This is a genomic window from Oceanobacillus sp. J11TS1, from assembly GCF_018333215.1.
In the GTDB taxonomy this organism is placed as follows: domain Bacteria; phylum Bacillota; class Bacilli; order Bacillales; family Amphibacillaceae; genus Oceanobacillus.
The window spans coordinates 1-14,146 of the sequence record NZ_BORO01000010.1; the positions used below are offsets into that span (position 1 = coordinate 1).

Consider the following 14,146-nt stretch of genomic DNA (forward strand, 5'->3'; position numbering starts at 1 on the left):
CATTATCAGTTATACTAGTAGACATAGGTAAGGTCTCCTCTTCTTAGTTTTTGTGATGATTAACTAATGGGTAGGATAACCTTACCTTTCCTATTTATTCAGCTTACACAGACTATTGTACGTCATCCGATCGAGTCAGAAACCGCTCCAATCCAAGGCCAAAGCGCTCCGCCCCATCCAAAATTCGCTCCAACCCAAGACCAAAGCGCTCCAATCCAGTCAGAATCCGCTCCAAATGAGGCCAATGCGCTCCAACCGAGCCAGAATCCGCTCCAAACCAGTCATAAATCGCTCCACCCCATCCAGAAACCGCTCCAACCCAGGCCAAAGCGCTCCGCCCCATCCAAAATCCGCTCCACCCCAAGGCTAAAGCGCTCCGATCGAGTCAGAAAGCGCTCCACCCCAACCAAAACCCACCCCAACTCCAAGCCAACCCACCAACTCCCAAAGAATAATCGGATTAATCATTGCGCAATCTAGGAGGAGTCCTATATAATTTAAGGAAGTCGGCAGCAAATTATGTCGAAAATTGAGATGACCAGAAAAATGACCAAAAACATGATATATAGCGGGGCAGAGGGCTTACCCCAATCAACGCTATATCCGATTCGATAAATAGACAGGGGCTGCAAATAAGGCTGTCCTTGAGGCGTGATAGAATTGTAAGATTTAGGAGAATGGGCGATGTTTAACTATGTTGATTTAGCGATAGCCTTTCTTATTTCTGCTGTGACTTCTTTGCTGGTTACATTTCCGGTAAAAAAGCTGGCGGTTAAAATAGGGGCAATGGATACACCCAATCATCGAAAAATACATAAAAAAATAACACCGAGATTAGGCGGGATAGCCATTTTTATCGGTGCTCTTTTAGGTATGCTTTATTTACAGCCGAGGCATATCTATGTGGATGAAATTCTGATTGGTTCGATCATTATTCTTATTACGGGGGCGCTGGATGATAAGTATACGCTTCGTCCGCTTGTGAAATTGTCGGGGCAAGTTATTGCTGCGGGTTTACTTATTTATGCGGGCTTGATTATTGAGCGTATTACCATTCCGTTTCTAGGGGTGGTGGAGCTTGGCTTCTTAGGTCCGGTACTTACTTTCTTTTGGATTATTGGGATTACCAATGCGATTAATTTAATTGATGGTTTGGACGGGCTGGCAACAGGTGTAACGACGATTGCGATGATTAGTATCTTTGCGATGGCGCTTGTCGATTATCAAGTGTTGGTTGCTTATTTATGTATTAGTTTTATTGGCGCGAATATTGGCTTTTTATATCACAACTTTTATCCTGCAAAAATATACATGGGGGATACCGGTTCGAATTTACTTGGCTATGTGGTTGCGATTATTTCTATATTAGGTTTGTTTAAAAACATTACCTTCTTCAGTTTTATTATTCCTGTCGTGATTCTGGCGGTACCTATCTTTGACACGCTGGTGGCAATGATTCGCCGTTTATATAATAAAGAAAGCATCATGGCAGCAGATCGCCGCCATATTCACTACCAATTACTTGATGCGGGGTATAGTCACCGGAAAACGGTTGTGATTATTTATTTGTTCAGTGCCTTGTTTGGGGTAATAGGTCTTCTCTTTTCAGAAGCCGATTTAGCAATTTCCCTGCTGTTTACAGCTGTTTTGATTATTCTCTTGCATATTTTTGCGGAGCTGGCCGGCCTGGTTATGGGAGGGAAAAGGCCAATCGTAACGTTGCTTCGCCGGTTAAAAGCAGTTTTAGTGAAACCATTTAAGAAAAGAAAGAATCAAAGAAAAAGCAGTGACTAAAATCGCTGCTTTTTTTGAATGCTCGCTATGTTCGCCAGCGCAACTCATCCCCAACCCAATCCCAGCAACACCTTCATTTTAACCGCTTCTACTTCTATTTCCCATTTTAAATACATCCAGCGCAGAGGATGCTGTATCCTGCGCCCCTTGATGAAATTGCTTTATTCGCTCCCGATAACGGCGATGCTCCTCCCCTGTATCCAATAGCATCTGGACATGTTCCAGCAGAGAATCGGCTGTCCAATTCAGCTTTTCCACATGCCCGACAACCGGTTGGCCGAGCTGTTTAGCAATCGCATCAATTTTTGGATCATAGGATAATGCAACAAAAGGAGTCGCCGTAATCGCAGCAAAAATTAAAGCATGCAGACGCATCCCGATAAGTACATCGGCTTGATGGATATGTTGTAGTCTTTCTGTGAAAGAAGAGGTATCGGAAAGGACTTCACTTGGTGCGTGCATGGTTTCCTGGATTTCCACAGAAGTCATATAATCCTGCTGTCCATGCATTGGTAAAAATAAAATCGTATACCCTTGCTGGTAGAGAGCATCCAAGCAGATAGCCAATTGTTTTTTATAGGATTGGTGATGCCGCCAAGCACGGACAGCGACACAAATCGTGTTCGACGTTTTTTTCTCAGGAAAAGAAGTACGCAGCCCAAGGACGGGGTCTGGAACGACTTGAATCGACTCCTTAACGCCGATGGTTTGTAAAAAGGCTTTGGAATCACGGTCTCTTACGGAGATATATTGGGAACGATTAAATAAATAAGAAACCAAACGTTTGCTGACTAAACGACGTAATGGACCGATTCCTTGCGCATAGATGCATACGGGAACTTTATGAAATCGAGCAAGCTGGATAATGCCAGCATAATAGAGGAGCGAGCGGCTGCTTGTAATATCTTGGAACAGCGACCCGCCGCCACTGATAAGCCCGTCAGCCTGGCGCATCACTTGATTTACCTCGGCTAACCGCTGCCGGTGGACGCTTTCCACCTGAAATGTTTTTTTCGTTTGCGGTGGATTATTAGATAAAACCGTAATTTTAATGGCTGAATCCTCGATGCGAAGCGCTGAGATAATACTATGAAGAATAGCCTCATCTCCCGCATTATCAAATCCATAATAGCCCGATAAAATAACGTGCATGGACCTATCCCTCCTGCCAAGCATTTTTCTTGTATCTTGCCCAGTATTTCCGAGCCCATACGATAAGAAAGAGAATCAGATAGCCGAAAATCAGTCCCAATCCGATTCCGTAAATAGACCGCAATATCGAAATAAACAGCGGCGTATGGAAATGGGTGAACGTATTTAACATGGACAGAAAACCGATGGATCCGATTGTTAAGAAACACTTTCCGAGAACACTTGAACACGGGAGAAAGTATAGCCCGATAACCATCGCTGGATAACCAATCAAAAATTCCTTGGTACGCGGTCGAACATATAATAATTCCTCTAGCTTATGCCGAATGGTCATTTCCAGTGAACTAACCATTCCGCTATTCCCCGTCCGGACAAGATAATAGGCAAAAGCGAATAGCAGAACAAGCATCACCAAGACATGCCAGACACGTATTTCTTTGTTCAACAAGGTTTGTAAGGAATGGCGATTTTGCTTGGTAAAGAAAGAATAAAATAAACCGAAAAGTACAAGCAGCGGCGGGATAATATGCAATAGCTTAATTCCCCGAAAAAGCTCCACCCCGGTAATAAATGCATTCCCATTTAATAATCCGATAATAAGCAGAATACCAAGAATCGTTATCCCTGTTGCCTGTAAAAAAGAAAGCCAAACAGGAGCCTGTTTTTCTGCCCGGGAATTTGCACTGACTAAAACAGCACCAACCACCGTTAAAATAGCGATCAGCCATGTAAATAGTTTTAAAAGAAGCAGGTAGTCTGTGATCATCCAAGCAGCACCCAAAACAAACAAAAGGAACACGACCATCCCCCGTATCTTTTGGAAAAATAAACAGCTTAGCAGTGTATAACTAAAGAGAAGCGCTGTAACAAGAAGCAACGGTTGTATCCAGTTTGCCTTTTCTATTTTTTGAAAAGGCAGCGCATTTCCGTGGATAAACTGGGCAGGCATTTGCTGCTGAAGCTTTTCTAAAAAAACAATTCCTTCTGTTGCATCTTCAAGCGGTAGATTGACAAGAATCGAACGAATATTTCGCTCTTTGATAGCCCGGATAGCTTGTTGGACACTTTCTTCCATCGGTTTCTCACCAAGTTGAATGGCGTGCTGACGAATAAATTGATAATCTGTTGCGTTTGCTATAACAGCCCCCCCTGCTAAACGGGTGAATTCCTGTTGATAAAAAGGGATGCCATGTTTTTGCAAGTCATTACCTGTAGTTTGCATAGCATCCGCATTTGGAAAACCGAGCACCTCCCCAGAGGAAAATAAAACACCTTGAGGGGAAGATTGTTGATATGTATGAAAAAGATCATGTAAATCGGACTCATCCTGATTTGGCAGGTTAAATACATAATTTATACCCATCTCATGCAGCATTTGCATTTCATAGGGGTCATAACCTATAAATGCTTCTAAGCTAGAACGATCGGTGAAATAATAAAATCGTTCGCCGCCAACTAACCGATATTCCAAATAAAAATGCTGATTCAATAGTTCTTGATAGAACGCTTGCTGCGGCTGGCTGACGTATATTCCTTTCTCTACAGGACTGTCTTTATATTCGGCAGAAAAGCGCAAAGCCTCCACCAGCTCTGCATCCGTATAAATGCTTAGCAGCTGCTTTTCCTTCATTCGTTCCAACGTTAGATAATCCAGCTGTACTTTTTTGAGTCCGGCAGCTTGGAAATCTTCCAGCACCTCATAGAGCAATTGATTTTCCTCTGCAGCGGCTTCCGTCAAATGTTGAAGCGGCATCACGACCTCGTACGTACGATTAGCGGATTCCACGGCAACTCGATTGATTAATCCCGGCAGAGACAGGATAAGTAAAAATAGAACAAGACTAAATAGATAAAAAGGCTTTCGCATCAATAATAAACTCCTTTATACAGCTTTCTTTTGCTTCCTCCACCAAAGAAACCAAACAGCAACAGCGATAATCAGAAAAATAAAACCAACCGTAAGAGAATACAAGAACGCTTCCCCTCGGCTGTCTACACCAACTCCCCAAAGCATCATCGGAATCCGCAATATAAAACCAAGACAGAAGCAACCAAATAATACGGCAATTAATTTCCGTGGAAAGATAGATATAGAAAGAAGCCGTTTTAATAAGGAAACATTCAAAAGGACTAATAAACCATAACTGAATAACGTTACATAGGCAGCAGCCATCAATCCATACGCCGGAAGAAAGGCTAGATTACCAATCACTTTGATACCAATTGCGATGCATACAAATACGGCAGCTTGTTTTTCGTAAGCCAATGCCTGCAAAATTGCCGTACTAAGCAGCGCCAGAGATAAAAAACCGCCACTGATGAGAAGAATGACAATAACTGCATTTCCATTGGTGTCTGTAAATAACGTGATATTAAGCGGCGTAATAAATAAAACCGAGATCATAACGACAGGCCAGGAAGTTAATTGAACAATCCAGATGGTCTTCGCTGCAGTTTGCTGAATCTTCTTCCATTCTCCCGTTTGCCTTAAGCGAGCTAGATGAGGAATCAGCGGTGTAACCACAGAGGAAGCAAGCATCGTAATCATTTGAACAAAAATAATTCCGCGACTGTAAATACCAAATGCATGAGGAACTTTCTCAGCAGAGACACCAAACTGCTGCAACCCATACGGAATCGTTAAGGAGTCCACGACAGGCATCAACGAAAAACTAATCGATCCAAATGCAATGGGAATAGCAATCGTTAATAGAGAAGTACTATCTTGTTTAAATTGTGCCCAATTTTTTGTCTTCCAAACGAAAGCGGATAGCGATTTTGTCTGTCTCCGGTAAGCAGAAAACAAATAAAGGAGAGAGATCCCCGCCCCTGCAATGGAACCAATCATCATCCAGCCGGCAATCTGTGGATAGCTGAAATCAAGTTCCACGAGAAAATAGACAATGCAAAGCATGATCCCCACACGAAAGACCTGTTCGATAATTTGCGAGATAGCAGTTTGGTGCATCATTTCAAAGCCTTGAAAATACCCGCGATAGACTGCCATATACGGAGCGATAAGAAGCGTGGCAGAAACCATGATTAAAGGGAAGCGAATCTGTTCCCCGCCTAAAAGCGAAGCAAGAGGGAATGAAAGCAGCCAAATAGCCAAAAAGCAGCCCACACCAAATAAAAGACCTAAGAAGCGGGAAGCAAAAAATAAAGAAGTGATGGAAGCACCGTCATCATGCATGCGCTTTTCTGAGATCAGCTTAGAAACAGCGATGGGAATCCCTGCTACAGACAGCGTTAGCGTCAACATATAAATCGGGTATACAATGCTGAAAATACCAAGCAATTCATCTCCAGCAATATTTTGCATGGGAATCCGAAATAAGCTGCCAATCAATTTTGATAGTGCAGAAGCAATCGTAAGAAATAAAGCGCCTTTGAATAATGGATGCATGGGAAAAGCTCCTTTAGATCATCGTTAAATAAAAGCTTTCTTGTTAGTTTATCCGGAAGTGATGATTTTAGAAGAGGGAACTCTAAATTAGACAGAATAAGATTCGATAAGCAGGTTAGAATAAATAAAAGGAAAGTCTCAATAGGGAATAAAAGAGGCTATAGATAGTTGAAAAACAAAAAAACATACACGCATTTTCGCGTATATGTTTAAACAGATACTTTTTCGGATGCTTGTTCTTCGGTTCCTGTTAGAAACAACACTAAGTCATCGCTGGAATGACCTTGAGAATACTCGCTATAAGTTTGTTTAAAACTGCGGATTTTCTCATAATCAAAAGCATCGGACTGAATGACTCGAATAATTTCATTTGTCGAGCTGACAACAGGGCCAGGAACGACATCCTCATAATGATCAATTAAACCACTGGTGATTTTATATTCTTCTAAATCATATGCAAAGAAAATCATTGGTCTTTCTAAAGTAGCATATTCAAAAGGAATCGAAGAATAATCACTAATTAACAAATCGGTAATAAGCAGCAGTTCATTGGTATCTTTGTAATTCGAAAAATCATAAACAAAATCTTCATAGAGATCATATTTTAATCCCGCCGAAACAGCTGGATGCAGTTTGATAAATAACACATAATCATCGGACAGCTCTTGATACATACGATGCAAATCAAGCTCTAAATCATATTTATCTAAAGCATCATTGCGAAACGTAGGTGTATATAAGATGATTTTGCGGTCTCGAATACTAGGAAATTGTTTCTTGATATTGTTATAGACACGGTCACGACGATCTTGATCAAACAGTAAATCAGAACGTGGAATCCCAGTGCGAATGATTTGCTCATCAGCCAGGCCGAAGCTTTCTTTAAACGAATCTGCCATTTTTTCCGAACCAACGACAGAATAATCAAAGCGGCTGTAAACGGACTTAAACCGTTTTAGGGCCCGGTTACTGCGTACTTCGTTTGTTGGGTCTTCTAAGCCAAATCGTTTCAATGCACCACCTGCATGCCATAATTGAACACACGTCGTACCTTTTCGAAAGTTTGTAGACGCTAAGAAGCCTTGATACGTATCTAGCAGAATCGTTTTCGCCGTTGCTAAATGATAGATTGATTTCAAATAGCTGATGGGATGCTTTATATCAAATGGAATAACTGTTGCTTTCAGTCCATCAAAGTTATATCGACAGGAGCTATCTTTTAATATATAAATCTCCTCATTCGACAAATTTTGCAAAGATGAAAGAGTGAAGGCAATATTATCCCCAAAAGAAGCGACGGCGACCGTTTTTTTCTTTTGGGGAAACCATTTACATATATTAAAGAAGATGCGAAAAGCAAATAAATATGCTGTAATCGCAAGTTCTCTAGCCATTATCCGTTAATCGTAAATCCTTTTTAATTTTTGTGGTGGAAATACCAACTGTTCGAGGCAAATAAACGACTTCACAATAATCCTTTAAGAAGTCAAATTTACCTTCCCAGTCATCACCCATTACAAAAACATCGACATTATGCTTTTGCACATCTTCAATCTTTTGCTCCCATGTTTCTTCGGCAATAACTTCATCTACATAGCGAATGGCTTCTAAAATCGCTTTTCGCTGTTCAAACGTATAATAAGCTTTCTTATCTTTAAGTGCGTTAAATTCATCTGATGATATTGCTACAATCAAATAATCTCCATATTCCTTTGCTCGGCGTAGTATATTGATATGTCCAGTATGAAGTAAATCAAACGTTCCGTACGTAATTACTTTCTTCATGAGAGTACATAACCTCCAATTAATTATTTGGAATCTATTATAACATTAATTAGATATTGCCGTTATAATAAAATAAAAAATAATATCAACAGTTTCTTGATTGATATGAAATAGTGACTTATCACCTAATACTATAGTAACAAATTGAAATAGTGATGAGAACCGGTAATTATAACCATAAAAATAAACCGCATTGTTCAGCAACAATACGGTTTATAGTTTAATAGATTAAGTTAATATAGGTAGCACTTACCCAGCCTTTGGTTTTTCCACTCTCAATTTGATACCATCCATTTGGATCAGCCCCAATGATATTTACTTGAGCTCCATTAGCTAAAGTAGCTACTTTGCTTGTGCTTGCACTAGGACCTGAACGAACATTTAGCGCAGAAGCATTTACTTTCCCTGAACTTGGTGTGTTTGTAAAAGTAGGGACTTCATAAACAGCTTCATACGTATCAACGATTTGGTACAAATTATAAATTCTTTTTGTTTGTCCAGTAGCCCATCTTACGTGAGTAGCATATTGTGGATATCCCGGATTATCCGGATTCCAGCGCATTTTGTATAGCGTGTCTTGGCCACGGCTGATATAGCTGTTAATAGAAGCAGCTCCCCCGATGATTGCTTTTTCTGGAGTAAACCAACCACGGTCAAATGCGTATTTAGCTCCGCCATTAATTGGATCAGCATCTACAGCTCCGTAACCATACATATTATAAACAGTATGCTTAGTAAGTGATGTTCTAGCAATTTGTCCTTTAGAATTTCTAGTTACATTTCCCTTTGCATCAACAGGAATTCCTTGAGCTAAAGTGGATTTCCCGTTACCTGTTTCATGCATAGCGTGTGCAATTAAATAAGCTTCATTAATATTATATTTCTTGGCAGCAGTGATAAATGCTTTTCCTTGTCCAGAAAGAGTGCCAGCGCCATTTAGAATCTTTCGATTGATTTCAGCAGCACTAAATCCACCCGGGCTAGAAAGAACAAGGAATTGAAAATATTCTTGGTCTGTTGGACTAAAATTGTTTGGATTAGCAAAGAACTCTACTTCTCCACGTGTTGCAGCGATTCTTCCTGCACCGTCTGATTTAGGCGTTTGCTTCATTTGACGATCGACCATAAGCTTAAATGTGTAGTCATATCTTACATTATTATGCGTGATTTTAGGTTCAAGCGGTTTAGATGAAACATGATTTTTATGGATATACCCAGTTTTAGCTTTTCCATTTATATAAACAGTAGCTTGATACCAACTAGCACTAAATGTTTTAAACTTTATAGATGAATTATTTGCATACGTTTTTAACACTTTACTTGAAGTAGAAGGCGATGCATATACATTCATCGATGATCCATTCCCGGCAGCGTATCCGGTTTGAGTTTTCTGGTTTGAATATATATTTTCCACATGATTTTTATGAATAAAACCAGTTTGAGCTTTCCCATTAACAAAAACAGTAGCTTGATACCAGTTTGACGTGAATGTTTTATATTTCAATAAACTACCAGCAGAATAAGTCTTCCAAGTGCCGGAGCTAGTGGAAGTACTCTTATAAATACGTGTAGGATTATTTTTAGCTATACCCTGTATTGTAGAAGGATTTGAATCTGCATTTTCTACATGATTTTTATGAATAAAGCCAGTTTGAGCTTTTCCATTAACGTAAACAGTAGCTTGATACCAGTTTGATGTGAATGTTTTATATTTCAATAAACTACCAGCAGAATAAGTCTTCCAAGTTCCGGAACTAGTGGAAGTACTCTTATAAATACGTGTAGGATTATTTTTAGCTACCCCCTGTATTGTAGAAGGATTTGAATCTGCATTTTCTACATGGTTTTTATGAATATATCCAGTTTGAGCTTTTCCATTAACGTAAACAGTAGCTTGATACCAGTTTGATGTGAAGGTTCTATACTTCAGCAAACTACCAGCAGAGTAAGTCTTCCAAGTGCCGGAGCTAGTGGAAGTACTTTTATAGATACGTGTAGGATTATTTTTAGCTACCCCCTGTATTGTAGAAGGGTTTGAATCTGCATTTTCCACATGGTTTTTATGGATAAAGCCAGTTTGAGCTTTCCCATTAACGTAAACAGTAGCTTGGTACCAGTTTGATGTGAATGTTCTATATTTCAGCAAACTACCAGCAGAATAAGTCTTCCAAGTGCCGGAGTTAGTGGAAGTACTCTTATAAATACGTGTAGGATTATTTTTAGCTACCCCCTGTATTGTAGAAGGGTTTGAATCTGCATTTTCCACATGGTTTTTATGAATATATCCAGTTTGGGCTTTTCCATTAACGTAAACAGTAGCTTGATACCAATTTGATGTGAATGTTTTATATTTCAATAAGCTACCAGCAGAGTAAGTCTTCCAAGTGCCAGAATTCGTAGACGCACTTTTGTAAACATGTGTAGGGTTATTTTTAGCTACACCTTGTTGTGATTGCTGATTATTAACCACATTTTCTACATCATTTTTATGAATGTACCCAGTTTGCCATTTTCCGTTTGCGTAGACAGTGGCTTGAAACCAATTAGCGTTATAAGAGCGATATTTCAGGATCGTTCCTTTATTGTAGCTTTTTAGCTTTTTAGAGCTTGTCGATCTACTTTTGTATACATGTGTCTTATTTTTTATAGCTACGCCTTGGAGGTTGGATAAGCTAGCTAGGACTGAAAAACCTTGAATATTAGCAGGTTCTTCGTCTAAAGCATCCTGCTCATCTTTAGCAAGTTCTTCGTCTGAAGCATCCTGCTCGTCTTCAGTAAGTTCTTCGTTTGAAGCATCCTGCTCATCTTCAGTAAGTTCTTCGTCTGAAACATCTTGCTCGTCTTCAGCAAGTTCTTCGTCTGGAGCATCTTGCTCGTCATCAGCAAGTTCCTCGTCTGAAGCATCCTGTTCATCTTCAGCAAGTTCCTCGTCTGAAGCATCTTGCTCGTCATCAGCAAGTTTTTCGTCTGGAGCATCTTGCTCATCTTCAGCAAGTTCTTCGTCTGAAGCATCCGGTCCATCTTCAGCAAGTTCTGAACCACTTTCTTCGCCCTCAGTAGAATCTTCATCGGAAGCATCCTGTTCGCCTTCCGCTAATTCCTTTACATCTTCTGTCTCCAATGCATTATTTGAAAGTATCTTATCCATTTCATCTTCATCGATAATAAAATCTTTATTTACATATCCTTCAACTTCTTCTACCTCGTCTTCAGTTTCCATTTCAAATAGGACTAATAAAAATTCCACATCTTCATCTTTACTATTATCGGAATCTAAGTCCTCTAGTAACTGGACTTTCGAAGGATTTGGAGCTTCAATAAGAATATCACTTGCTTTATCTGAAGGTTCTGCATAAAGGGGAATGGTCTCCGATGAATCTGAGTAAATGAAATAAGGTTCTTGATTCTCTAAATCAACGTTTTCTTCTGCACTTTGAATAGGATAACTAGAGGCAAAAGCTGTTGTATTAGGAAAAATAAGCAAAATGACAACCATAATTACAAAGAAACGCTTGAATTTAGCTCGTGTAAACACGTAACATGAATCCTCCTTAAATAAATATTCAATTGTCTATGTATAAAACACCTCTAATCATTCACCTCCTAGGGTAAGATTATAGACCCATAGTTTATTATCGTACTATATTACTAAAATGTTAACCCTTAAATATGAATTTTTTGTAGAAATTTGATGAAATCATGCCAAAAAACCTGGTTTTATAGAAGGTATAATTATTTGCTGTTTTCCGAGGGAAGGTGTGTAGGTCTATAATACTAGTTTGATAATGATTAAAATATAGAAATGACTAATTTTGTTTGAAAAATAATTAGAAAATTCATGGTATAATAATATTTACTAGATTATATTTTCAATTTTACTTAAACAAAGAAATCACTTAACTACCGTAATAAAAATTTAGGGGAGTATTTAATGGATACAAATTATATTGACGTAGAAAGAAAATTCCGTCCTGAAATTGAAGGCCTTAGAGTAGTTGCTGCCCTTTTGGTAGCTGTATATCATATTTGGTTTGGAAGAGTATCCGGTGGAGTGGATGTCTTTTTTGTAGTATCTGGCTTTTTAATCACAACATCAATTATATCAACAATTAATCGCAATCAAGATTTTAAATTTTTACCTTATATCACAAAATTAATAAAGCGCTTATATCCTTCAGTACTGTGTGTGTTGTTATTTGTATTAGTGTTATCTATTTTTTTGTTGCCGGCATCTATATTTGATAAAACAATAAAAGAAGTAACCGCTTCGTTATTTTATTATCAAAATTGGCAATTGGCATTTTCGAATACTGATTATTTAAATTCTAGCCAAATGAAGACACCTGTAGAACACTTCTGGGCTATGTCCATTCAGGGCCAATTTTATATTATTTGGTTTTTATTGTTTGCTGGTGTGCTTTATTTAAGTAAAAAGGTTAATTTGAAAAATGTAAAAATGCAATTGAATATAGTATTAGTGATCGTTTTTATAGTGTCTATTTTATATTCAATTTATCTTACAGAGGTAAATCAGCCTTTTGCTTACTTTATAACTTTTACTAGGGTCTGGGAATTTGCTTTAGGAGGATTACTGTGTATTAATTTGTCTTATATAAAAATAAATAAGATAATTGCTTTTATATCGGGGTGGGCTGGTCTGATTGGGCTTATTCTTACAGGCATTATTTTCGACGTCTCAACATCTTTTCCTGGTTATATAGCTTTGTGGCCAATGTTTTGTGCAGTTTTAATAATTGTATCAGGAACGAAGGATATGAAATTTGGAGTTAAAAACTTATTAGGTACTCCGATTATGATGAAATTAGGTAGCCTTTCCTTCGGGGTTTATTTATGGCATTGGGTGCTGCTTTCGTTTTATAACTATCATTTTTCGAAAGTTCCCAGCGTATTAACTGGAATAATTATCATTTTGGTTTCTTTTATACTGTCTTATGTAATGACTAAATATATTGAAAAACCAATTAGAACGGTGTCAATAAATAGAGTGGCATTTAGAAGGTTAGGAATAATGATGGTTACTACAATCCTAATAGGAACAAGTGTAGTTTTAATAAATAATGCTAAGAGTCAAACGATGGCAAAGGATATAAATAAACTTGATTATCCCGGAGCTATGGCAGTTGAAGACCATTCATTTAATAGTGAAGAACCAATCCCGGCTTTAGCAGCAGCGTTTGATGATCTTCCGGTTTCGCATTTAGATGGTAACAATCAGGGTCTGGATGAGACAGATGTGATTGTAGGTGTTTATGGAGAAAATGAGAACTACGATGCAACTATTGCTGTTGTAGGAAGTTCACACTCTCAGCATTGGCTTGGCGCTGTCATTGAGGCTGCAAAAGATACCAATTACCGCGTTCTATCAATTACAAGATCAGGGACAAGATTTTCCACAGGGTATAATGATAATGATTTAAAAGGACAATGGGTTAATAACGTTACAGAATACATCAAGAATAATGATATTGATTTAGTCATTTCCCATGCCACAGCAGCAGATACAGAAAAAGATAGAATTCAGCAGCAAATGATTGATAAGTTGAAAGAAGTTGAAAGTTTTGGAATAGAAGTGCTTGCGGTCCGTGATACCCCTCGTTATGATTTTAATGTTTTAGAAGCTTTAGAGCTTGAAGGGGAAGAAAAGACTGTTGAAATGATGAATAATTATGATTCACAAAAGGACGAGGAATATTGGAATGGGTTTTTAGAAAAAAATAATTCGTTACATGTCCTTGACTTAACTAGATATTTTAAGGTTAATAATGAGTTTCGGCCGATAATAGGGAATGTTATCGTATATAGAGATACGGACCATATTACAAATACATTTTCAAAATCATTTTCTCCGATCTTTAAAGAAAAGATAAATGAAATATTAAATTGATCTTTCTATTGTACTTCATTAACAAAACGATATGGCATTATAAAAGTGTTACCATCAATGAGTCATTTTGATTGGTGCACTTTTTCTTTAGGATTTTATTGAGG

General features: G+C 38.4%; 9 protein-coding genes. 2 read left to right on the forward strand and 7 right to left on the reverse strand.

The window, feature by feature from the left end:
• Positions 1 to 112: 112 nt before the first annotated feature.
• Positions 113 to 343 carry a hypothetical protein gene (locus KI343_RS09745; protein ID WP_212926233.1) on the reverse strand — a complete coding sequence of 77 codons (231 nt, stop codon included), beginning with the start codon at positions 341 to 343 and terminating at the stop codon, positions 113 to 115.
• Positions 344 to 684: 341 nt separating this feature from the next.
• Between KI343_RS09745 and KI343_RS09750 the strand changes: the two genes are divergently transcribed.
• Positions 685 to 1,794, forward strand: coding sequence for a glycosyltransferase family 4 protein (locus tag KI343_RS09750; protein WP_212926234.1), 1,110 nt, complete (start codon positions 685 to 687; stop codon positions 1,792 to 1,794).
• Positions 1,795 to 1,872: 78 nt separating this feature from the next.
• Here KI343_RS09750 and csaB read toward each other — a convergent pair whose 3' ends face one another.
• The 6 genes from csaB to KI343_RS09780 form a co-directional block, all read right to left on the reverse strand.
• Positions 1,873 to 2,946, reverse strand: coding sequence for a polysaccharide pyruvyl transferase CsaB (csaB, locus tag KI343_RS09755; RefSeq protein ID WP_212926235.1), 1,074 nt, complete (start codon positions 2,944 to 2,946; stop codon positions 1,873 to 1,875).
• 4 nt (positions 2,947 to 2,950) lie between these two features.
• Positions 2,951 to 4,813, reverse strand: coding sequence for a DUF5693 family protein (locus KI343_RS09760; RefSeq protein WP_212926236.1), 1,863 nt, complete (start codon positions 4,811 to 4,813; stop codon positions 2,951 to 2,953).
• Positions 4,814 to 4,828: 15 nt separating this feature from the next.
• Entirely contained in the window at positions 4,829 to 6,352 is a 1,524-nt protein-coding gene (locus tag KI343_RS09765; protein ID WP_212926237.1) for a putative polysaccharide biosynthesis protein, read from the reverse strand.
• Positions 6,353 to 6,561: 209 nt separating this feature from the next.
• Positions 6,562 to 7,746, reverse strand: a complete 1,185-nt coding sequence (locus KI343_RS09770) for a CDP-glycerol glycerophosphotransferase family protein (RefSeq protein WP_212926238.1) — start codon at positions 7,744 to 7,746, stop codon at positions 6,562 to 6,564.
• Complete coding sequence (gene tagD, locus KI343_RS09775; RefSeq protein ID WP_212926239.1) at positions 7,739 to 8,137, reverse strand: glycerol-3-phosphate cytidylyltransferase; 399 nt, start codon at positions 8,135 to 8,137, stop codon at positions 7,739 to 7,741. The genes KI343_RS09770 and tagD overlap by 8 nt, the downstream gene beginning before the upstream one ends.
• 220 nt (positions 8,138 to 8,357) lie before the next feature.
• A complete protein-coding gene (locus tag KI343_RS09780; RefSeq protein ID WP_212926240.1) occupies positions 8,358 to 11,672 on the reverse strand; it encodes an SH3 domain-containing protein in 3,315 nt (1,104 codons plus the stop codon).
• A 396-nt stretch (positions 11,673 to 12,068) separates the two neighbouring features.
• Between KI343_RS09780 and KI343_RS09785 the strand changes: the two genes are divergently transcribed.
• On the forward strand, positions 12,069 to 14,042 hold the full coding sequence (locus KI343_RS09785) for an acyltransferase family protein (RefSeq protein WP_212926241.1): 1,974 nt from the start codon (positions 12,069 to 12,071) through the stop codon (positions 14,040 to 14,042).
• Positions 14,043 to 14,146: the final 104 nt, after the last annotated feature.